The following is a 21,564-nucleotide window of genomic DNA, read 5'->3' as shown; positions in this document are numbered from 1 at the left end:
CGAGACTTTCAGGTACGAGTTCGTGGCCAGTGGCGGGCCGATGCAGATGCTTTCGTCCGCCAGTTTCACGTGCATCAGTTCGGTATCGGCCGTCGAGTAAACAGCGACGGTCTTGATGTCCAGTTCTTTACAGGCACGCACGATACGCAAAGCAATTTCACCACGGTTGGCGATGACTACTTTTTGCAGTTTTGCGACTTCACTCATTCTGACCTCCGCGTCGCTCAAACAATGTTGAACATGGGCTGGTCGTATTCAACGGGCTGACCGTCTTCGACCATGATTGCCTCAATGACCCCACTGCAGGTTGCCTCCACCGTGTTCATCATTTTCATGGCTTCCACAATGCACAGCACATCGCCTTTTGCCACGGATTGGCCAATCTCAACAAACGCTGCCGAAGTCGCCGAGGCCTTGCGGTAGAACACGCCCACCATCGGCGCCGTGATGAACGTGCCGGCGGGTTTTGGCTCGACCTGTACCGTCTGCGACTCGGATAGTGGCGAGGGAGCGACCGTCTGGGGAGCGGCGGCCGGTTTACGGTCTCGACGAAGACGGACCCGATTGCTGCCTTCTTTGAAATCAATCTCCGCCAAGCCTGATCCTTCGATCAATTTGACCAGTTCTTTTACTTTTTCAATGTCCATGCTGCTGCAACCTTATGCTTGGGTTGGGGGCGTAACGTGGCGTCGAACTATCTAAGGAGGTTGCCCTTGGAGGTTTCACGCAAGGTGAGAATCGCTAATAAGGCACACACTGCCGCGCCTGCCATGAAATAGCCCGGTACCAGTAAATTGCCGGTCTTGGTGATAATCGAGGTGACCACGTAGGGGGTGATGCCGCCGCCCAGGATGGCGCCCAGGTTGATGCTGATCGCCATGGCCGTGTAGCGCACACGTGTCGGGAATTGTTCTGCGTAAGTCGGGTAGCCAACCGATTGAACGATCGGCATAGGCAGGGTCGCGACGAACATGGCCAGTGCGGCGATCCAGAGGCTGCCGCTGTCCATCAGGATCATCATGGGAATCACCAGAATCGCGTAGCCCAGAAAGCCGATACTCAGCGCCTTCCTACGACCGATACGGTCTGACAAACCTCCCCAGAACGGCATCATCGCTGCCATGCACAGGCTGATCACTGCAATCACCCAGTAGACTTTGGATTTGTCGAAGTGCAGGTAGGTCGTGAGGTAGATGTTCATGAACACCATCCCGATGAAGTAACCCGCATTCTGTGCAGAGGCAAATACGATGACCCGCAGCAATGCCGGCAGGTTTTTGCTGAATACCTCTTTGACCGGCGCTACCGGTGGCTTTTCCTTCTCAAGGAAAGCTTTGAATTCCGGCGTTTCTTCAACGTTGTGCCGCATATAAAACGAGAACATAACCAGCGGGATGGACAAGAAAAACGGGATACGCCAGCCCCATGCCTGCAATTGCTCGGCACTGAGCAGCCCGGTGGTGATACCGCAGACAATCGCCCCGGTTGCGCCACCCACGGCAACCCCCAGCGGTGTGAATGAACCGAAGAACCCGCGTCTGCCGTTAGGAGAAGATTCCGCTACAAACGCCGCGGCGCCTACCACTTCGCCACCGGCGAAGAAACCTTGGGACAGTCGCAACAGCACCAGCAGGATAGGGGCGGCCAGTCCGATCTGTGCGGTGGTGGGCAAAACCCCAATGAGTGCAGTTGCGGTGCCCATCCCGATCACGGTGCTGAGCAGCACTCGACGTCTACCGATACGATCGGCAAGGCGACCGAGCAGCACGCCGCCGATCGGGCGGATGACAAAGGCAATGCCGAACACCGCCAGTGTGGCGAGGAGGGCAGCGGCAGGGTTGTCACCCGGAAAGAACAGAGGTGCGATGATGGTCGCCATATAGCCGTAGATACTGAACTCATAGTATTCAACGGCGGTGCCGGTGGCCGAGGCCATGGCTGCGCGCTTGGCAATGACGGCTGACTGCGTTGTACCGCTGGTGGCGTGTGCCTCGACGTCGAGGTGCGACGAGTGCGTATTTTCAGAGAGAACACGAGACATAAATACCTTCCACTCTGGCCATTGGCCAAAAGAGTTAAGTGGCAGAGGTTCCTGCCTTGAAAGTGACGTACTGAAAACCGACAGTGCACAGTTCATCCGGGCATGCAGGCGCCCAGACGCATCCGTCATTGACTATTCAGCTCTCAGACGAGGTTTTAAGCTCGGCAGTTAAAACGAGGGGGTTGATTCACGAGGCATGGTTGTTTCCTTTTTATTATGGGTAAACGTTGTGGGTGTCACTCAAATACGCGCACGCGCGGGTTTTTGAATGGTGATGCCTTCTTTGAGCAGGGCTTGCCTGATCGCACTGGCAAACGCTGCAGCGCCATGCTGGTCGCCGTGTAGGCAAAGCGTGTGTGCCGTCACCGGTACCCAGGTCCCTTGGGTGGTGCGCACTTCGCCTAAATGCAGCATGTTCATGACTTGATCGATGGCATCGTGGAGGTTTTCGATCATTGCGCCAGACTGGCTGCGGGGCGTCAGTGTGCCGTCCTCCTGGTAGCTGCGATCGGCAAACACTTCCTGTGCCACGGTTAAACCACAGGCTTGGGCGGCGGTGACCAAGGAGCTACCCGACAATCCGAAAAGAATCAGGCTCGGATCAATGTCTTTTACTGCCCGGCAGATCGCATCGGCAGTGGGGCGGTGCACCGCGGCGAAGTTGTAAAGCGCACCATGGGGTTTGACGTGGCGCAGTTCGACCTTGGCCGCTTTGGTAAAGCCCAGCAACGCACCGACTTGGTAAACGATGAGTTCGTACACTTCATCCTCGGACAGCGTCATCATCCGGCGACCGAAACCTTGCAGGTCGTCAAAGCCTGGATGGGCGCCGATTGCCACACCCAGCTGTGCGGCCAGCGCCACCGTTGAGCGCATCGAGCGCGAATCCCCAGCGTGAAACCCGCAGGCGATATTGGCTGAGGTGAGGTGGGGCAGAATCGCTGCATCGTCGCCTGCGCGATAAATGCCGAAGCCTTCGCCAAGGTCGCTGTTGAAATCTATTTCAGGCATTGAAGGCCTCCATCGCTTTGAGCGTGCGAGCGCGGGTGAGCAGCAAGGTTTCGGCGGCGCTCAAATCTATAAGAGAGAATCGCAACTTATCGCCCGGCAGTAACTGCGCGAGCCTTGGCAGATCGACGCTGGCTACTTGGGCGATACGTGGATATCCGCCGGTCGTTTGTCGGTCGGCCATCAAGATCAGCGGCTTGCCGCTAGGGGGCACCTGGACGGTGCCGAACGTGACACTTTCCGATAGCAGTTCTTTGGGCGAAGACAACGCCAGCGGTGTGCCATCGAGTCGGTAGCCCATGCGGTCAGAGTCACCGCTCAAGGTGTAGTCATGGTTCAAGAAGTGCGCTTGGGACTCGGCGGAAAAGTCTTTCCATTCTCTTCCGGCGATCACTCTTATCTGTTCGCAGGCAACCGCTTCGTACAGCCCAAAGTGGGAGCGGGGGCTGAGGCGTGGCGGGTTGGCAAACGATGAGCAGATGGGGATCAAATCCCCGGCTTGAAGTGCGCGGCCGCGCAGCCCGCCGAACCCGCCCCGGGAGTAAGTGCTGGTGCTGTTCATCAGCGGGTGCAGCAAAAAGCCGCCCCCTACCGCGAGGTAACTGCGGGCGCCCTGTCGCCGTTTGCCGAAACTCAAGGTGCTGCCGGGAGACACCAGGGCAGCCACGCCGGGCTTGAGCGGGATCGCATCCAACTCGGCGCCAAGGTCTGCGCCAGCGAGTGCAATCACGGCTTTGGCCTGAAAATGCAGCGTCGGGCCCTGCAGGGTCATTTCCAACGTGCTGAAGGTGCGAGGGTTGCCGACCAGCAAGTTGCACAGGGCATGCGCATCTTCATCCATCACGCCGGTCACGGGTACGCCCCAATGCTGGAACCCATGGCGACCGGTGTCCTGGAAGGTTGAGAGCATGCCGGGTTTGATTACCTTGATGGTCACTTCGTGTTCTCCCGAGCCAACAGATCAAATTCATGGCGGGTAATGGGTACAAATCGAATCTGGTCGCCGCCCTGTAAAAGACACGGCGGCTGACTCAAGGGAGAAAACATGGGCAGCGGTGTACGCCCTATGAGGTTCCAGCCGCCGGGGAGATCAGCCGGGTAAATCACACTTTGTCGGTTAGCGATGCCGATGCTGCCTTGCTTTACAAGCGTGCGCGGTGTTGCGCGACGCGGCAGCGACAGGGCGCTGTCGTGCATGCCGATGTAAGGATGGCCTGGCGCGAAACCGACCATCAGCACATCCAGCCAGTCGGCCGAGTGAGCGGCGATGACCTCGTTGGTGGTCAGGCCGCAGGCCTGTGCAATGTCTTCAAGATCCGGGGCATATTCCGGGTCGTAGCACACGGGGATATCGAGGCGGGTGACTGTCGTTGCGGCAGCACTGTGCGAGTCTTTGAGACGCTCGGTCACAAGTTTGCAGATCGATTCGTAAGGCGATACGCCGGGGAAAAGACTGGCAATTGACTCAGGAGAGTAATGAACGCCGACGGTCACCATCGCAGAGACAACATCCGTGACGCCCGGCAGTTGACCGTGTGCGCCCAGAGTGCGTAATTGGCTGCCGACCGAGGCGGCCTGGCGGTTGAGGTCAATGGAAAATACGCTGCCAAATATAAGGATTACGCAGCGATCACCGCACGGCTCAAAGTGCCATTTCACGGTGGAGAGCGGCGCTCTCGGCGACTCATCCAAAATGCAACTGAGGTCGGACATAGTGTTCTCTATCCTCATGCGGCAGGCTAAGCATCGGCCACGCGCGTGCAGCGAGACAGAGAAAGCACGAGCTTTCACAGGTATCCGGCGCAACACAGCAAGGCTTCACGGCTTGAGAGTGCGCCGTCGCTCTAATGGCGACGGTCGCTTGAACAACGTCTTACTTGGCGAACAGCTGGCTCATATCCTTGAAAGCCTTGAACTCCAGCGCATTGCCGCATGGGTCGAACAGGAACATGGTGGCCTGCTCGCCGACTTGGCCCTGGAAGCGGATGTAGGGTTCGATCACGAACTTGGTTGCGCGCGCTTTCAAGCGCTCTGCCAGCGCTTCCCATTGCGCCCACTCCAGGATGATGCCGAAGTGCGGAACCGGTACGTCGTGGCCGTCTACCGGGTTGCTGTGCACGCTTTCCTGCGACGTTGTCTTTGGGTGCTCGTGGATGACCAGTTGATGGCCGTAGAAATCGAAGTCTACCCATTGGTCGCTGGAGCGACCTTCGGAAAGACCGAACACCTCACCGTAGAAGTGACGTGTGGCGGCCAGATCGTAGACGGGAATTGCCAGATGGAAAGGGGAGAGGCTCACGGTGATTTCCTATTGATTTGTTTTGATCTGAATCAATTCTTATCCGGAAACACAGTGGGGAAAAGCGCAAATTCTGAGTCCTGAGCACGAATTATTTCGATGAGTAAATCGGTAGCGCAGGCTTTTGCACCATTGTTGTTCATGCTGCACCACGATAGGTCGTACAAACGCTCAACAGCTTGCGGTGCCGCGGTTGATTTTCTATTGCTCATATGAATTCGGAAGACATCACACCGCATCAAGGACGCAGGTCCGGAAGATGTTGAACAGCGGTGAATGTTTTTGCCGATACTTTGAGACCAGTACGATCTCCCTGAAAAACGTGAGCTGGCGCAACTCCAGCACCCTGACATCATCCGCATGTTCGAGCCATAGACCCGCCTTGGGTACCAGCGAAACGCCGAGCCCACTGCGTACCATTTTGACAATGGCATCCAGTTCATCCAGCTCCAGTGCCTGATGCACATGGATTTTTTGCTGCTTGAGAAACTGGGTGACCAGCCGCCCGCCAAACGAGCCTCGGTCATACCGCACAAAGGGTTGTTCCGCCAGAATCGCCAGCGGGTCGTCGCCCACTACATCTTTGGACGTGATCAGTACGAAAGCCTCGCGCGCGATGACTTCGGCATGCAGATCCTTGGGTAGGGAAAAAGGCGGTCTGATCATGATGGCCAGGTCCAGCTCGCCAGCGTCCACCTGGCTGAGCAGGTTCAACGACACACCCGGCACAAGGTTGGTTTCGATGAAAGGCGCCTGTGACTTCAAAGCCACCAGCGCCTGCGGCAGGATCCCGGTCTGAACCGTGCCGATCGCGCCGATTCGCAGTGCGCCGTGGAAGTCATTGCCGCTGTCTGCGGCACCCATTCGACCGAAAAGCCGCAGGATTTCCTCGGCCAGGGGAATGGCACGTTGGCCTGCTGAATTGAGCGTGGCTGAGCGTCCGGTACGGTCAAACAATTTGACGCCCAAGCTGTCCTCAAGGCTTTTGATCTGAGCGCTGACGGCAGACTGCGTCAGCCCAACCTGCTGGCCAGCCGCTGCGAACGTGCCCCGCTGCGTAACACATATAAATGTCTTCAACTCTCTGATCATGGTGCACCTGGATTCGTGATGGGGTGTTGGCGCAGAAGGTCGTCTGGTTCGCTGTGTGTATTGTTGAGTACTTTTTCCAGGTGCTCAACGAACACGCGCACTCTGTGCGGCACATGTTGACGTGTCGGTAGCACTGCCGTGATCGACAGTTGCTCGGGCAGCACATCCTCAAGGTTCACCTTTACGAGTGAGCCTTCAGCAAGTTCGTTGCGGATATCCCAATAGGTCAGCATGGCCAGGCCCAGACCTTGTTTGCTTGCAGTGCGCACCGCCTCGACACTGTTGGCGGAAAACGCGCCCTGAGCTCGAATGGCCACGGCGTTCTCGCCGTTGGTGAACGGCCAATAGGGCATTCCGTGCAACGCGATGCATCGATGATGATTGAGGTCTTCCAGCACCGTCGGTGTGCCCCATTGCGCCAGGTAGGCCGGGCTTGCGCACACGACACGCGGATTGGGCGCAAGGTTGGTAGCCACCAATGTCGAGTCGCGCAGCGTGGCGATGCGAATGGCCACATCAATGCCGAGCCCGGCGATGTCGATGATGCTATCCGATAGCGTCAGGTCGACCTTGAGGGTTGGGTGGTCAGCCAGCAGGGCTGGCAGCAGCGGCATGATGACGGTTTGGCCAAAGACGCTAGGCGCGGTGACCCTCAATGTGCCGCTGGCACTGCCCGCACTGGTTTTCAACGTGGCCCGCGCAGCTTCGTTGGCCTCAAGCATGGTCTTTGCGTAAGGCAGGTACATTTCGCCTTCCGGCGTGAGTGCGACGGAGCGTGTGGTGCGGTGTACCAGGCGCACACCCAGCTCTTTTTCCAGGGCCGCCAGACGCCGTGAGACGGTCATCGCCGACAGCCCAAGCCGCCGCGCAGCCTCGGACAAACTGCTGCTGATGGCGACGTTAGCGAACACCTCTATCTCGGGAATCTGCATGGTTATAACCGTTTGCGTTAAGGCGCCTTATTGCAAGCGTGCGCTTCTAATGGGCGATTGCCACGCTTATCGTCGTGGCTGGCGAATAATTGAGGGCAAATCATGACAGCACTAAACTCGCGCATTGTAACGCCATTCGATATGGGCGCTTTTAAGCTGAACAATCGCATGGCGCTTGCTCCCATGACACGCGTCAGTGCGAGCGAGAGCGGCAATGCCACACCTGCGATGGCGCGATACTACGAGCGTTTTGCCCGTGGCGGTTTTGGCTTGGTCATCACGGAGGGGATCTACACCGATCGGCAATATGCCCAGGGCTACCTGAACCAGCCCGGTATCACGGACAGCGAACAGGCGCTTGCCTGGCGCGAGGTAGTCGAGGCGATTCATCGCCATGAGAGCGCAGCAATCGCGCAGATCATGCACGCCGGTGCATTGAGCCAGGCGAACCGTTTTGTTGAGCAATCTGCTGGCCCTTCGGCCATTCGCCCGAAAGGCGAACAGATGAAGTTCTATTACGGCGAGGGGGCGTATCGAGTGCCCCAGGCCATGAGCGATGAAGCTATCGCGGATGCCATTGAGGGGTTTGCCCAGGCGGCTAAACGGGCTGTTGGAATCGCGGGCTTTGACGGCGTTGAGATCCATGGTGCCAACGGCTACTTGCTGGATCAGTTCATGACAGGCTACTCCAATCAACGCGAAGATCGATGGGGCGGTGATGTTCGCCAGCGCTTGAGCCTGACGCTTGAGGTCATTGCAGCGGTGAAGAAGGTGGTCGGGCACTCGCCGGTCGGTGTGCGTATATCCCAGGGCAAGGTCAATGACTTTCAGCACAAATGGGCGGGTGGGGAACATGACGCACAGACGATCTTCGGCAGCTTGGCTGACGCTGGGGTCGACTTCATCCATGTGACGGAGCATCAAGCCTGGCAGCCGGCCTTCAGCGGTAACGAGGCAAGCCTGGTAACGCTGGCTCGCCGTTATGCGCCTGGTGTCGCGTTGATTGCGAATGGCGGAGTGCAGGACTTGAGCAGCGTTGAACAAACCCTGCAGGCTGGCGCAGATATTGTCGCTTTCGGCAAGGCTGCCTTGGCCAATCCGGACCTTGTACAACGGTTGCTGGAGGGACGCGCGCCGGAACCCTTCGATCCGTCGTTGCTTGCGCCGATTGCCCACATCAAGGACAGCGAGCTGAATTAGGTGCAGTGAGTTACAGATCGGCGGGTGGATTCGCTACTATGTACGCCAATCACCGCCACCCGATCCAAGCCTTTGGAGCACCGAATGCCAAGCCAGAAGGACGTGGCCGCCGAAAGCGGCGCGCCGATGATTCCTGAACAGCGTCGCGAGTTGATCTTGCGTCAGTTGCGCAAACAGCATGTGCTGAGTGTTCACCAGTTGATGGAGATGTTCGACTGCTCACACATGACGGTGCGCCGCGATATCGCGTTGCTTGAGCAGGAAGGCCTGGCGTATTCGGTGACGGGCGGCGTGCGCATTGCCAGCCAGCTTCACAGTGAGCCCAGCCACCAGGTCAAGGCCGTGGTTGAGTTGCCGCAGAAGCAAGCGATGGCCAAACTCGCGGCCCGTCTCCTGTTGGCGGACATGACTATTTATTTGGATGCCGGCACCAGCACCCTGGAGATCGTGCCCTATATCAAACTGCTCAGTGGCATGACGGTGGTGACCAATGACTTCGGCGTGGTTCAGGCGTTGATGGATGCACCCCACGTGACGGTGATTCATACCGGTGGGCAGTTGGACCATTCCAATCATTCCTGTGTCGGCGGCCTGGCGGTGGCGACACTGCGTCAGGTGGTGACGGATATCGCGTTTATCTCGACCAGCTCCTGGGACCTGCGACGCGGCATCACCACACCGTCGGCGCTGAAGGTGGAGGTCAAGCAGGTGGCCATGCAATCGGCGTCCCAAGTGGTGCTGGTGGCCAGCAGCTCCAAGTACGGCACGTTCAGCATGTACAAAATTGCCGGGTTGGAGCAGTTCGATGTGATCATCAGTGATGACGCACTGGCGCCTGCGGCCGCGGATGGGATTCGCAAGCAAGGGGTCGAATTGATGTTGCCGTCCGACCCCCAGCCAGCCTAACGCGCCTTTTCAGTCTCTTGCATGAATTGCCCCAGCTCCTTGCTGTAAAACTTCGCCATGCTCGTGGTGCCATGGCCACGGGTGTCGGCACTGGCGGGGATGAGCAGCAGCCGTGCATGCTTGAGCTCTTTCATCGACGCTTCCAGCCGTCCGGTTTCCGGAGGGTTGCGCTCATCGTCCGCCGAGTTGATGACCAGCACCGGCGCCTGGATCTTGTTCAGACCGAGGGCTGCGTTGTAGTCGGCGGAGGATTGCCATTGGTAGATGAAGTCATTGGCGTCTGCGGTTTGCGCGGCATTCAAGCGCTCATCCACCAACTTGTCGGCCAGCGCTCGGGTCGGTGCCGCCGCCTGATAGGCGAGGGTGCCGCCGCTGGTGCCAACGCTGAACATCGCGTTTGCCAGGCGCAAGGACGGCGGTTGCGCGCTGTAGTTACCGTTGTTCCAGGCCGGGTCTTGCTTGATCGACTCCACCAGCAAACGGCGCATCATCCAGTTGCGCGATGACATCTCGGTGGGTTGGGACGCCATGGGCACCAGGGCGTCCATCATCTGCGGCCAGGTCTGGCCCCACATCCAGGTTTGCATGCCGCCCATGGAGTTGCCGATGATCAGCCGCAGGTGCTTGATCCCCAGGCCTTCGGTAACCAATCGATACTGGGCTTGAACCAGGTCGGTGTAGTTGTACTCGGGAAACTTTGCGCGCAGGCCGTCGGAGGGTTTGCTGGACTGGCCCACGCCGATGCCGTCGGTGGAGATGATGTAGTACTTGCTGGCGTCCAGCGGCTGCCCGGGGCCGAACAGTTCGCCGCCAAAATCCTTGCTCAGCACATCGCTGCCGGGCCGGTAGGTGCCATGCAGGTAGAGGATGGCGGGGTTCTTGGGGTTGCCGAGGGTGATGTAGTGCAGTTTGAGGTTGGCGAGTTTTTCACCGGTGTGAAAGGTGAACTGCGGGGCGATCCAATCGCCCTCGGTCGCGGCCGGTAACGACGCGGCGCCGACGGCGGAACTGATCAACGCCAGGGACAACAACAGCCCGACCGCGGGGCGTGGACTGAATCTGTGCATGGGTATTTCCTATTGTTTTTGTTTTAGGAGCCCGTGCGCACCAAGGTATGCAGGGGCTTGATCACTTAGCGCGCTTTCCAGTCCCGCAACCATTGCAGCCCTGCCGAGGTGTCGCTCTTGGGGCGGTATTCGCAACCGACCCAGCCGTCGTAGCCCAACTCGTCAATCAGCTCGAACAGGTAGGGGTAGTTCAATTCACCCAGGTTCGGTTCGTGTCGGTCGGGTACGCCGGCAATCTGAATATGGCCAATGCCGTTGATGTCGCGAAGCAGTTTGACCGCCAAATCACCTTCGACGATCTGGCAGTGATAGCAGTCAAACTGCACCTTCAAATTGTTTGCGCCGACCTCCTTGCAGATTGCGTGTGCCTGGTCCTGTCGGTTGAGGAAAAACCCCGGCATGTCGCGAGTGTTGATCGGTTCCAGCAACACCGTCACGCCAGCCTGACGTGCTTGGGCGGTGGCGTAAGCCAGGTTCTCGAGGTACACCGCGTGATGGCGCTCACGTTGCTGCTCCGAGGGCAGCAGGCCGGCCATCACGTGGATGCGGGTATTGCCTAGCACGGCGGCGTATTCCAGGGCACGGTCGAAGCCTGCTCGAAATTCGCTTTCGCGGCCCGGTAGGGTGGCGATGCCGCGTTCGCCCGCCGCCCAGTCGCCGGGCGGCGCGTTGAACAGGGCTTGGACCAGGCCGTTGTCGCTCAGGTGCTGTTTGAGTACCTGGGCGCTGTATTCGTAGGGGAACAGATACTCCACGGCATCAAAACCATCGGCCGCAGCCGCTGCGAAGCGCTCCAGAAAAGCGTGTTCGGGGTAAAGCATGCTTAGGTTGGCAGCAAAGCGAGGCATGTGAACTCCTGATGAAAAACGATCAGACAAAAGGCCAGATCAACAGGGTGATAAGGAAGCCGAGCGTGCCGAGGAGGGTGGTGATCACCGTCCAGGTCCGCAGGCCGTCTGCCACGTTGAGGCCGGCCAGCTTGGTGAAAATCCAGTAGCCGGCGTCGTTGATGTGCGACATCGCCAGCCCGCCACCGCCCATAGCCAGGCACAGCAGGGCCATGTGGTTGGGCGTCAGGTTAAGCGTGGCGATCAACGGACTGATGATACCTGCGGTGGTTACCAGCGCCACGGTGGTGGAGCCTTGCACGGCGCGCAGCAACATGGTCAGCAAAAAGCCCAGGGCCAGCACCGGCAGCCCGGTGGTACGCAGCAGGTCGGAGACCACCGCGCCGATGCCGGTATCCACCAGTACCTTGCCGAATACGCCACCGGCACCCGCAATCAAAATCACCATGGCCACACCCGGCAGCGCCGAGCCAATAACATCGGAGACCTGGGTACGGCTCCAGCCGCGACGGGAACCGAGCAGCCAGGCACACAGCAAGGTGTCGAGCAGCAGCGCCACCAGGGGCGCACCGAGCACGGTCATGATGCCGCGCAGGGTTGATTCGACAGGCAGCAGTGACGTCGCCAGCGTACCCAGCAAAATCAACACGATCGGCAACAGGATCAAACTGACGATCAAGCCGAAACCCGGCGCAGGGGCGGGTGGCAGCTTGGCCACGATACTGCTGGTGGATTCCTCCAGGCCCATGTGCGAGACGGTCTCTGCACCTTGTTGCGCCTCTTGGGTTTTGCCGTCTTGCCAGGCGCGCAGGTCGTCGTTGGTGACGTGCGGGCCGTAGACTTCGGCGCGGATATCATCGGACATCGGGTAGAAGCGGCGCGTCATGCGCCCCGCCACGCGATAGCCGACGTAGCACAGGAACGCCGTCAGCGGCAGCCCGAACATCAGCACCCGGCCCAGGTCCGCACCCAGTTGGCTGGCGGCGGCGACCGCACCTGGGTGCGGTGGCAGAAATGCATGCACCGTAAGCAGCGCTGCGCACATCGGCAACGCGAACATCAGCAACGGCTTGCGAGCGCGACGAGCCACACCGTAGGCCAGCGGCATGAGGATGATCACCCCCACCTCGAAGAACACCGGCACGCCGATAATGAAACCGGCAATCGTCAAGGCAAGGGGTGTGCGTCGATTACCGAAGCGTTCAATCAGGGTCTTGGCCAGCGCCTCGGCACCACCCGACAACTCAATGATGCGGCCGATCATCGCGCCCAAGGCAATGATGATCGCAATGTGGCCGAGGGTCTTGCCCATCCCGCCTTCAATGGTGGCGACCAGATCGGCAGGTTTAACTCCCGCCACCAAGGCCACCATAATGCTGACCAACATCAGCGCCACGAACGGCTGGAATTTGTATTTGAGCACTAGGAACAGCAGCAATGCGATGCCTAGGCCTGCGGTCGCCATCAGGATAAGCGGGCTCATGAGCGCGGCCCTTCATGGAAAACGCAGGATGGTTTTTTGTCGCTGCAAACATCAACACGAAACTTGATAGTGGTCATGCTGGAAGGTCCTGTTGTTTTTATTGTTAAGGGTGTTGCGGGTGGGAGCGGCGCCTACCAGTGCGCGCCGAAAACGCTTTTAAGCTCGGCCAGCGCTGCAGCATCCAGCGGCGCCGGACGCGGGTTGCTCATCAGCCACAGGCGTGCGGTTTCTTCGAGTTCTTCGAGGGCGTAACTGGCCTTGGAAACTGAGCTTTCCCAGACCACCGGGCCCAAGCGCTCGAGCATTACGCCACGCACACTGTTGGCGAGGCGCGCGACCTGGTCCGCCACATCGGGCGCGCCGGGGCGTTGATAGTTGATCAGCGGGATATGCCCGACCTTCATCACCTGATACGGCGTCAGCGGGGGCAGGATGTCATCCTGGCGCCAAACACCGGCAAGCGTCAGGGCCACCAAATGTGTGGAATGGGTATGCACCACACCACCGACGCCAGGGTTGCGATCGTAAACCTGGCGATGCAAGGCCAGGGTTTTTGACGGTTTGTCGCCAGAGACCCATTTGCCCGTAAGGTCGACCTTGGCGATCAACGCAGGGTCAAGGCGGCCCAGGCACGCATCGGTTGGCGTGATCAGCCAGCCGTCATCCAGGCGCGCGCTGATGTTGCCAGCGCTGCCGACTGTGTACCCTCGCTGATAAAGACTGTGACCGACGATGCAGATCTCTTCGCGCAAGGCGTTTTCGTTGCTCATTGCGCACCTCCTGCCAGTTGCTTAAGTGCTTTGTCGAAAAAGTCTCTACCGCCGAAATTGCCCGACTTTAGGGCCAGCGCCAGCGGTTCGGCAGTGTTGCTGAGGGTCGCGGGAACACCGGGGTCAATCTGCGTGCCAATCTGCAGTAGGCGCACGCCCAGGGCGGTGACTACGGCGCCAGAGGTTTCACCGCCAGCGACAACGAAGCGTCTTACGCCGGCCTGACGTAGGGCTTGGGCAATTTCTCCCAGGGCGTTCTCTACCAATTCGCCTGCGCGTTCGGCGCCCAGTTGCTGTTGCACCGCCTTGAGTTCATCCGCAGGGCTGGTGGCATAGATCAGTACGGTGTGTGGGTTGCTCAGGGCAAACGCCACGGCATCCGCCACTACCGACTCACCCGCCGCCAGGGCTAGCGGGTCGATGCGCAGCGCCGGTCGTCCGGCTTCGATCCACGCGGCGACTTGGCCGTTGGTGGCAATCGACGCGCTCCCTGCCAGCACCACCTCGCCACCGGGTACGGTAGGTAAGGAGGCTGGATCGAAGTCACGAAGTTTGCCGGCCCGGCGGAAGTTGTCGGGAAGGCCCAAGGCCAGGCCGGAACCGCCGGTTAACAGCGGCAGATCACTGCAAGCGCTGCCGAGGGTGTGCAGGTCTTGATCGCTGAGGGCATCCGCGATGGCCATGCCTATGCCTTGGGCGCGCAGCTCTGCAATCCGTTCGCGCACGTGTGATACACCTTGGGCGATGGTGTCGTAGCGCAGCAGGCCAACCTTTTGTGTGGTTTGTGATTGCAGTACGCGGACCAGGTTGGCGTCGGTCATCGCGGTCAGCGGGTGGTGCTGCATGCCTGACTCATTGAGCAGTTGATCCTGCACAAACAAATGACCGCGGAAAATGGTCCGGCCATTTTCCGGAAACGCCGGGCAGGCCAGGGTGAAATCACTGTCCAGCGCCTTGAGCAGGGCCTCGCTGACCTGGCCGATATTGCCGGCGGCCGTCGAGTCGAAGGTGGAGCAATACTTGAAGAAAATCTGCTCGCACCCTTGTGCGCGCAGCCATTCAAGGGCTGCCAGGGAGTCGGCTACCGCCTGCGCCGCCGGGACAGTACGCGACTTCAGCGCAATCACGATCGCATCGGCATCCAGTGTCGCAGCGACTTCATCGCTGGGGATACCGATGCTCTGCACAGTACGCATGCCGCCGCGCACCAGCATATTGGCCAGGTCTGTGGCCCCGGTGAAGTCGTCGGCGATGCAGCCCAGCAACGGGCGTGCGCTAGGTAGGTTCATGGGCAATCCTTATTCGGTTTCGGTCTTGGCAGTCGGGAGCTCAATGCCAGGGAAAATCTTGATCACCGCCGAATCGTCCTCACGCCCGAACCCGGCACTGGAGGCCTGCATGAACATCTGGTGAGCGGTGGCTGACAATGGCAGCGGAAACTTGCTGGCCCGTGCGGTATCCAGCACCAGGCCCAGGTCCTTGACGAAAATATCGACGGCCGAGAGCGGCGTGTAATCAGCCTTGAGAATGTGTGGCACGCGGTTCTCGAACATCCAGGAATTGCCCGCGCTGTGGGTGATCACTTCATACAGTGCATCGGCCTCGACGCCTTCACGCAGCCCCAGTGCCATGGCTTCCGCGGCAGCGGCGATATGCACGCCGGCCAGCAGTTGGTTGATGATCTTTACCTTTGAGCCCAGGCCATGGGCATCGCCCAGACGATAGACCTTGCCGGCCATGCCCGTGAGCACGTCATCGGCTTTTGCATAAGCCTCGGCTGGGCCGGAAGTCATCATGGTCATCTCACCGGCCGCCGCTTTGGCTGCACCACCGGAGATCGGTGCATCCAGGTACAGCAACCCTGCGTTTATCAAGCGCTGGCCCAGGTCTACCGCGTAGGTAGGGGCCACCGTGGCGCAACCAATCACCAGGCTGCCAGGGCGTAAGGCGGCGACGGCGCCATGTTCACCAAACAGGACCGTCTCGGTTTGTTCGGCATTGACCACGACGGTGATGATCACATCGCACGCGGCGGCCATCTGGACAGGCGAGCTGCAGGCAACGCCCCCTTCACTGGCGAACTGCTGCGTGACGGTTTCTCGCACATCACAGGCATGCACGTTGAAGCCGCTGCGCAACAACGAGCGGGCAATGCCCAGCCCCATCGCGCCTAAGCCGATAACACCAACATTCTTGTTATTCATGGAGGCTCCGTAGCAAGGCTGTGGGTACGTGGGCGCCGCAGAGGTGCAGGCGATCGTCCACATACAGGTGAGGGGCGGGAAGCTTATTCGGGGAGGTGTCGAACATCGTTGCCATCCTGTTTTGTTTTTTTGTCAGGGTGTCATGCGGGTTGAATAGATAATCCACCAATGATCAGATTATGTGAAGTTATTTTTTGATTTAACAATATTTAACATCACCGTGGGTCGCTGCGAGGCTTCAGCGTTGAGAACACAGGCGTTGAAACGCAGAGTGAGCACGGCTTTTGGCGGTGCTCACTGGAAGGCTGTGCGGTGCTACGCCAGGAATTAACGCGAGTAGGTGACTTCTGCGGTCCAGTTTGACGTTTTCTGGTTGCGCAGGTCCCAGAACGCCTTTGCAATGCCAACCGCCTCCTCGGATTCCGGTTCGACGAACGCGGCCACAGTGACCGTGGCCACATGCACGTTGTGGGTTTTGGCCGACTCGAAGAGGCCTGTCGTCAATGCACGAATACCGGCCTTACCCAGACTCAACGAAATATAATCTGCATTCGGTTCGATGCCGAAGAAGCCACCAGCCCCCAGGGTTTGCTCAGGGTGTTACTGCCCATCACATTTGGCCGCCGATGGGTTGCGCCGCTGTTGCCCGCATTTATCGCCCAGCATCCCAAAATACGTGTGGATGCGCGGTTTGCCGACAGGTACGTGGATGGTGTGGCGGAAGCTTCGATGTCGCGATTCGCGTTGGAGTGCTGCGCGACAGCACGCTGGTGGCCAAGCAGATTGCCCCTTTCCGCAACCGCCTTTACGCCGCTCCCAGCTATATCGCGTCCCATGGCCAGCCCCAATCCCTTGAAGCGTTGGCCGAGCATGCGTGCCTTGGATTCTGCAGCCATTCCAGTTGGCCGGACTGGGTACTTAAAAATGGCAGCCAGCAAAAAACTTTTTGGCCGACGGGCCCGCTGATATCCGACAGCTCGGAGTCGCTTTTACAGGCGGCGGTGGAGGGCGTTGGGATCATTCTGACGCCTGACTGGCTGGCTGGCGCGGCGGTGCGCGACGGCACGCTTGTGCAAATACTCGCGCAATGGGAAGGCGCGGAGGTGGGCGGAATCTATGCAGTGATGCCGCCGGGGCGGCTGGTTCCGACGAAGACAAGAGTCTTTGTCGATCAAATAACCCGTGCGATTCAGGCAGGCTGGCAGCAGTAAAAAGAGACATCCGATTAACAAAATAAAATTGTGTTTGTGAAAAATTTATATTGATTTTTTTTAGGTTGGTAGCGCTTTAGCATAAATCCACCTTCAAAAAAGCCGTCGGGCAGCGACCACGGTGCCCGGCACCACAAACCAATAAAAATTGTTATCGGAGTCCTGATGAGTCTTTCTCCTTTCCATCTCGCAATCCCTGTGTATGACTTGGCCGCCACTCGTCACTTCTACGGTGAGGTGTTCGGTCTTTCCGAAGGTCGTTCAAGCGACCAGTGGGTAGACTTCGATTTCTACGGCCATCAACTGGTCATCCATGAGCACCCTAAAACTGCGTCGCAGGAAAGCGTGCACAGCAACCCGGTAGACGGCCACGATGTACCGGTTCCGCACTTCGGCATCATCCTGGAGTGGGCACAATGGGAAGCCCTGGCCGAGCGCTTGAAAGCGCGCGCAACCAAGTTTGTGATCGAACCCTACATTCGCTTTAAAGGCCAGGTCGGCGAGCAAGCCACCATGTTCCTGTTCGACCCGTGCGGCAACGCGCTGGAGTTCAAGGCGTTCAAGGATATGAGCCAGCTGTTCGCTAAATAATAAAAACCTGGCGCACGCTAAAGAGTGCGCCAGGAAAACATAAATGAGCTGGAAGCTCATGAATCTAGCTACTGCCTAAAGCAGTCCTTTCATTCCAACAAAAAGGCTAGACATGAAACGTATCCCCTTAGTTTGGCAAATCGTTGCCGGGCTTTTGCTTGGCGTGCTCGTGGGTTGGTATTTCAATACCCATCCGGAAAATCAAGTATGGGTTAGTACCGAAATCCTTAAACCACTCGGAGACATCTTCATCAAGATGATGAAGATGGTCGTCGTGCCGATTGTTTTCTGCTGCATGATCCTCGGCATTGCCGGGGGCGGTGATAACAAATCGTTTGGGCGCATGGGCGCAAAGTCGTTGATCTACTTCTTTGCAATCACCAGCCTCGCCATCGTGCTTGGCTTGTGCTTTGCCAACCTGTTTGAGCCGGGTAAGGGTACCGACATTGCAGGGATCGCCCATAACGCGGCAGCCGTGCATATGGAGCCGTCGAAAGGCGCGCTGATCATCCTGCAAAACATCGTGCCCGATAACGTGATTGTCGCGATGTCGGAAGCGAAGTTGCTGTCGGTGCTGTTCTTTGCCGTGCTGCTGGGTATGGCGTTGAACACTTTGCCTAAAGAGAAAAGCGCACCGGTTATTGCAGTGGTGCAGGGCTTCTCCGATGCGATGTTCAAAGTCGTGTCGTTTGTCATGGCCTACGCACCGATCGGTGTATTCGGCATGATCGGCGCCACGGTGGCGACCTTCGGATTTGCCTCGTTGCTGCCGTTGCTCAAGTTGATCGGCGTGGTGTACCTGGCGCTGATTACCTTTGCTCTGTTGATGCTCGGAGGCATTTGCTACCTGATCGGCGAAAACGTCTTCAAGTTGATCAAGTACTTCCGTGATGAGCTGATTTTGGCCTTCTCCAGCGCAGCCTCTGCGGCGGTCATGCCACAGTTGATGACCAAGCTGGAAGCCTATGGCGTGCCTCGGCGCATCGTCAGCTTCGTAGTGCCTGTGGGTTATGCGTTTAACCTGGACGGTGCTTCGATCTTCCTTGGTGTGGCGACAATCTTCATTGCCCAACTCTATGGCATTGATCTGTCGTTGACTCAGCAGATTTTGCTGGTGGTCACAATGGTGCTGACGTCGAAGGGCGCCGCCGGTGTGCCTGGGTTTGCCATCATCATTCTGTCGGCCACCTTGGCGTCTGCCGGGCTGCCGCTGGAGGGGGTCGCGTTGATTGCCGGGATCTTCCGGATCATCGACAGCGGTACCACTACCTTGAACGTGCTGGGTAATGCAATTGCACCCCTGGTCATTGCCAAGTGGGAGAAAGCGCCCCTGGAGCGAAAAAGCTCAATAAGGGTCGAGCAGAACGCTTAATCAGCGACACACAAGAGCCTTCCACGTTAATCGCGTCGAGGGCTCTTTTTTGGGCTGATAAACCTATAAGAAGTTATTGCGTGTTCATTCTTTTCAGGCGCCGGGGTGCTCGGTTCAGATAAAGAATCGTGCCCTGTTAGTTGCCACTGTGCTGCCATTATTTATAAAAAAAACAGGTGGGCTATGTGCAAGAAATCAGTGTTCTATCGGACGCGTCGCTGCGTCGCAGTATGGATAGTGTTGCTATTTATGGGAACTTACCAACTCGCGGTTGCCAGCCCACGCACGGCGTTGACGCATTCTGCCGTGGCCGTACCTGACCAATTTGCTGCGGACACCGCCAACGCAATCTTTGCCAAAGGCGGGAATGCCGTGGATGCGGCCGTTGCCGTTGCCTTTTCCCTGGCGGTGACCTACCCCGAAGCTGGAAATATCGGCGGCGGCGGTTTCATGACCGTCTATTACAAGGGCAAACCCTATTTTCTCGATTACCGCGAGCGTGCGCCGCTGAAAGCAACGCGGGATATGTTCGTCGACAGCTCGGGTAAAAAAGTGATTGCTGCCGACCAGCCGCAAGGCAGTGTGATCGGACACCGCTCGGTAGGTGTACCCGGCACTGTCGCGGGTATGTGGGAGGCTCACAAGCGCTTTGGCAAACTCAAATGGGCGGACCTGATCGAGCCCGCCATTGGCTACGCACACCATGGTTTCGTCGTCGATGAAGCACTGGCCAGTGTTGCTGCAAGTGAAAACGCCAAACGCTTCGCCGGTAAAACCAACTTCGCTGAACATTTCGGCAGGCTGCAGGCAGGCACTACCTTCAAGCAACCTGAACTTGAGGCGGTTCTCAAGCGCATCGCCGCGCAGGGGCCGAAAGGCTTTTACGCTGGTAAAACCGCAGAGCTGATCGTGACCGATATGAGTGCCAATGGTGGCTTAATCAGCGCGCAGGACCTGGCCGATTACAAATCCGTGTGGCGTACCCCAATACAAGCCAACTGGAATGGCTTCCAGGTTGTCACCGCGCCACCGCCCAGCTCCGGCGGGGTCGCGCTCGTGCAACTGTTGAAGATGAAAGAGATGCGCCGCGAGGATTTCCAGGGCGTGCCGCTTAACTCCGTGCGCTATATGCATTTAGTGGCGGAGATCGAAAAGCGGGTATTTGCTGATAGGGCGCAGTACCTGGGTGATCCGGATTTTTACACGGTGCCGGTGCATGAATTGATCGACGAACACTACCTGGCGGGCCGAGCGTCTCAGGTCAATCTATCGATCCCTTCGGACACCAATAAGGTCGTCGCCGGCCTGAATATTGAATCGCCGGAGAAGCCCCAGACCACGCACTTCTCAATCGTCGATAAATGGGGCAATGCCGTTTCCAACACGTACACGCTCAATGGCTTTTTCGGCTCCGGCGTCGTCGCGGAAAAAACCGGAATTTTGCTCAATGATGAGATGGATGACTTCTCGGCACTGGCAGGAGTGCCCAATCAGATGGGCGTCGTGGGCACCGACACTAATGCCATCGAACCCGGAAAGCGGCCCTTGTCTTCGATGACGCCGACGATTTTCCTGAAGGACGGCAAGGTCGCCTTGGTGATCGGTACACCCGGTGGCTCGCGGATTTTTACCTCCATCTTCCAGGTCGTCAGTAACCTGTATGACTTCCACCTTGGGCTGAAAGATTCGGTGGGCGCGATGCGTTTTCACCACCAGTTGCTGCCTGCCAACACGATTTTCTGGGAACCCTATGCACCGATCTCGGGGCAACTGGCGACGGAAGTTGAAGGCGCAGGCTATAACCTTGCAAACCAGGGCTTCAATGGTGATATCCAGGCAATCAGGGTGGAACACGGCGTGCCTGAACCCGTATCTGATCCCAGGGGGAGGGGGGTGACGTCCATTGCCAAGTAGTGGGTCAATCCGCTCGTCTGGCTTACGAGCATTTGGCCAGACGCGCTCGGTAAGAGGGGCATCAAGGTGGATCGAGATCCACTAGAGCCCACGCCCCAGTGCTAGTTATTTATCCTGCGCTGGGGCGTTCGCCGGCCTGACAAAAATCTAAAGTTAGGCGAGCGATTCACCTGAATTTGCATCAATCTCAGCCCGCCTGAATGCCAGGATTGCACTCTCATGCACCGCTCCCCACTCCCGCATTGCGCTGATCAGTGGGGCAAGCGTGTTGCCTAATTCTGTTAGGGAATACTCGACCTTGGGCGGGACCTCTCGATAGATTTCGCGATGGATAACCTTATCTGTCTCCAGCTCTCTGAGTTGCAAGGTGAGCATCCGCTGCGTCACATCAGGGATTAGTCGGCGCAACTCGTTGAAGCGCTTTGTTCCTGACATCAGGTGGAACAGGATGAGCGATTTCCATTTCCCACCAATGACATCGACCGTAAAGGAGACAGGGCAAGCGAATGCTTCAACTTCATCCCGGGGAATGCATTTTTTCACAGGGCATCTCCTTGGTATAAAAAATGTGCCTACAGCACATAAATGTGCGTACTTACGAATATGGTGTGCGCACGCTAACATCA

The 21,564-nt window shown here is 58.2% G+C and carries 22 protein-coding genes and 1 pseudogene; 6 read left to right on the top strand and 17 right to left on the bottom strand.

Annotated elements, in window-relative coordinates; translation table 11 throughout:
* From BW43_RS0127335 to BW43_RS20015, 9 genes are all read right to left on the bottom strand, one after another.
* Positions 1 to 207, bottom strand: a 207-nt coding sequence (locus BW43_RS0127335; protein ID WP_032885546.1) for a biotin carboxylase N-terminal domain-containing protein, incomplete at its 3' end; no start/stop codon positions are given.
* Between the two features lie 17 nt (positions 208 to 224).
* Positions 225 to 647, bottom strand: coding sequence for an acetyl-CoA carboxylase biotin carboxyl carrier protein (gene accB, locus BW43_RS19980; protein ID WP_032885544.1), 423 nt, complete (start codon positions 645 to 647; stop codon positions 225 to 227).
* Between the two features lie 47 nt (positions 648 to 694).
* Positions 695 to 2,041, bottom strand: a complete 1,347-nt coding sequence (locus tag BW43_RS19985; RefSeq protein ID WP_032885542.1) for an MFS transporter — start codon at positions 2,039 to 2,041, stop codon at positions 695 to 697.
* 240 nt (positions 2,042 to 2,281) lie between these two features.
* Entirely contained in the window at positions 2,282 to 3,052 is a 771-nt protein-coding gene (locus BW43_RS19990; protein ID WP_032885541.1) for a LamB/YcsF family protein, read from the bottom strand.
* Positions 3,045 to 3,986, bottom strand: a complete 942-nt coding sequence (locus BW43_RS19995) for a biotin-dependent carboxyltransferase family protein (protein ID WP_032885538.1) — start codon at positions 3,984 to 3,986, stop codon at positions 3,045 to 3,047. The genes BW43_RS19990 and BW43_RS19995 overlap by 8 nt, the downstream gene beginning before the upstream one ends.
* Positions 3,983 to 4,762, bottom strand: coding sequence for an allophanate hydrolase subunit 1 (locus BW43_RS20000; protein WP_032885536.1), 780 nt, complete (start codon positions 4,760 to 4,762; stop codon positions 3,983 to 3,985). The genes BW43_RS19995 and BW43_RS20000 overlap by 4 nt, the downstream gene beginning before the upstream one ends.
* 160 nt (positions 4,763 to 4,922) lie before the next feature.
* The gene (locus BW43_RS20005) at positions 4,923 to 5,348 is read right to left on the bottom strand and encodes a VOC family protein (protein ID WP_032885534.1); all 426 of its coding nucleotides are present in this window, start codon (positions 5,346 to 5,348) and stop codon (positions 4,923 to 4,925) included.
* Between the two features lie 228 nt (positions 5,349 to 5,576).
* Complete coding sequence (locus BW43_RS20010; RefSeq protein ID WP_032885533.1) at positions 5,577 to 6,440, bottom strand: LysR family transcriptional regulator; 864 nt, start codon at positions 6,438 to 6,440, stop codon at positions 5,577 to 5,579.
* On the bottom strand, positions 6,437 to 7,372 hold the full coding sequence (locus BW43_RS20015; protein WP_050442814.1) for a LysR family transcriptional regulator: 936 nt from the start codon (positions 7,370 to 7,372) through the stop codon (positions 6,437 to 6,439). Before BW43_RS20015 ends, BW43_RS20010 begins: the two co-directional genes overlap by 4 nt.
* A gap of 102 nt (positions 7,373 to 7,474) precedes the next feature.
* Here BW43_RS20015 and BW43_RS20020 point away from each other — a divergent pair, with 102 nt between their 5' ends.
* Together BW43_RS20020 and BW43_RS20025 are read left to right on the top strand one after the other, a co-directional pair.
* A complete protein-coding gene (locus BW43_RS20020) occupies positions 7,475 to 8,572 on the top strand; it encodes a tRNA-dihydrouridine synthase (protein ID WP_032885531.1) in 1,098 nt (365 codons plus the stop codon).
* Between the two features lie 84 nt (positions 8,573 to 8,656).
* The gene (locus BW43_RS20025) at positions 8,657 to 9,478 is read left to right on the top strand and encodes a DeoR/GlpR family DNA-binding transcription regulator (protein WP_032885529.1); all 822 of its coding nucleotides are present in this window, start codon (positions 8,657 to 8,659) and stop codon (positions 9,476 to 9,478) included.
* On the opposite strand, the gene BW43_RS20030 is transcribed toward BW43_RS20025, so the two are convergent.
* The 7 genes from BW43_RS20030 to BW43_RS28740 all read right to left on the bottom strand — a co-directional run bounded on the left by BW43_RS20030 (position 9,475) and on the right by BW43_RS28740 (position 16,384).
* The gene (locus BW43_RS20030) at positions 9,475 to 10,545 is read right to left on the bottom strand and encodes an alpha/beta fold hydrolase (RefSeq protein WP_032885523.1); all 1,071 of its coding nucleotides are present in this window, start codon (positions 10,543 to 10,545) and stop codon (positions 9,475 to 9,477) included. The two genes, BW43_RS20025 and BW43_RS20030, sit on opposite strands and share 4 nt — an antisense overlap.
* Before the next feature lie 65 nt (positions 10,546 to 10,610).
* Positions 10,611 to 11,393 (bottom strand): 2-oxo-tetronate isomerase, encoded by a 783-nt coding sequence (gene otnI, locus BW43_RS20035; RefSeq protein ID WP_032885521.1) that lies wholly within the window; start codon positions 11,391 to 11,393, stop codon positions 10,611 to 10,613.
* 22 nt (positions 11,394 to 11,415) lie between these two features.
* Complete coding sequence (locus BW43_RS20040; RefSeq protein WP_032885519.1) at positions 11,416 to 12,876, bottom strand: SLC13 family permease; 1,461 nt, start codon at positions 12,874 to 12,876, stop codon at positions 11,416 to 11,418.
* 131 nt (positions 12,877 to 13,007) lie between these two features.
* On the bottom strand, positions 13,008 to 13,646 hold the full coding sequence (locus tag BW43_RS20045; protein WP_032885517.1) for an aldolase: 639 nt from the start codon (positions 13,644 to 13,646) through the stop codon (positions 13,008 to 13,010).
* Positions 13,643 to 14,935, bottom strand: a complete 1,293-nt coding sequence (gene otnK, locus BW43_RS20050; protein ID WP_032885516.1) for a 3-oxo-tetronate kinase — start codon at positions 14,933 to 14,935, stop codon at positions 13,643 to 13,645. Before otnK ends, BW43_RS20045 begins: the two co-directional genes overlap by 4 nt.
* Before the next feature lie 9 nt (positions 14,936 to 14,944).
* On the bottom strand, positions 14,945 to 15,913 hold the full coding sequence (gene ltnD, locus BW43_RS20055; RefSeq protein ID WP_256226112.1) for an L-threonate dehydrogenase: 969 nt from the start codon (positions 15,911 to 15,913) through the stop codon (positions 14,945 to 14,947).
* A gap of 264 nt (positions 15,914 to 16,177) precedes the next feature.
* Positions 16,178 to 16,384 carry a hypothetical protein gene (locus tag BW43_RS28740; RefSeq protein WP_177326416.1) on the bottom strand — a complete coding sequence of 69 codons (207 nt, stop codon included), beginning with the start codon at positions 16,382 to 16,384 and terminating at the stop codon, positions 16,178 to 16,180.
* On the opposite strand from BW43_RS28740, the pseudogene BW43_RS29525 reads away from it, so the two are divergent.
* The 4 genes and pseudogenes from BW43_RS29525 (at position 16,310) to ggt (ending at position 20,938) form a co-directional block, all read left to right on the top strand.
* A pseudogene (locus BW43_RS29525) lies at positions 16,310 to 17,061 on the top strand (substrate binding domain-containing protein). The gene BW43_RS28740 and the pseudogene BW43_RS29525 sit on opposite strands and share 75 nt — an antisense overlap.
* Before the next feature lie 165 nt (positions 17,062 to 17,226).
* Complete coding sequence (locus BW43_RS20065) at positions 17,227 to 17,652, top strand: VOC family protein (RefSeq protein ID WP_032885513.1); 426 nt, start codon at positions 17,227 to 17,229, stop codon at positions 17,650 to 17,652.
* A gap of 112 nt (positions 17,653 to 17,764) precedes the next feature.
* Positions 17,765 to 19,024, top strand: coding sequence for a cation:dicarboxylate symporter family transporter (locus BW43_RS20070; RefSeq protein ID WP_032885511.1), 1,260 nt, complete (start codon positions 17,765 to 17,767; stop codon positions 19,022 to 19,024).
* Between the two features lie 249 nt (positions 19,025 to 19,273).
* Positions 19,274 to 20,938 (top strand): gamma-glutamyltransferase, encoded by a 1,665-nt coding sequence (gene ggt, locus BW43_RS20075; protein ID WP_256226108.1) that lies wholly within the window; start codon positions 19,274 to 19,276, stop codon positions 20,936 to 20,938.
* 153 nt (positions 20,939 to 21,091) lie between these two features.
* Here the strand turns inward: ggt and BW43_RS20080 are convergent, their stop codons facing one another.
* The gene (locus BW43_RS20080; RefSeq protein ID WP_032885508.1) at positions 21,092 to 21,481 is read right to left on the bottom strand and encodes a helix-turn-helix domain-containing protein; all 390 of its coding nucleotides are present in this window, start codon (positions 21,479 to 21,481) and stop codon (positions 21,092 to 21,094) included.
* Between the last annotated feature and the right edge of the window lie 83 nt (positions 21,482 to 21,564).

The sequence above is a fragment of the Pseudomonas sp. RIT357 genome (assembly GCF_000632245.1).
Lineage (GTDB): Bacteria > Pseudomonadota > Gammaproteobacteria > Pseudomonadales > Pseudomonadaceae > Aquipseudomonas > Aquipseudomonas sivasensis.
This window is presented reverse-complemented; position numbering and strand designations above follow the sequence as displayed.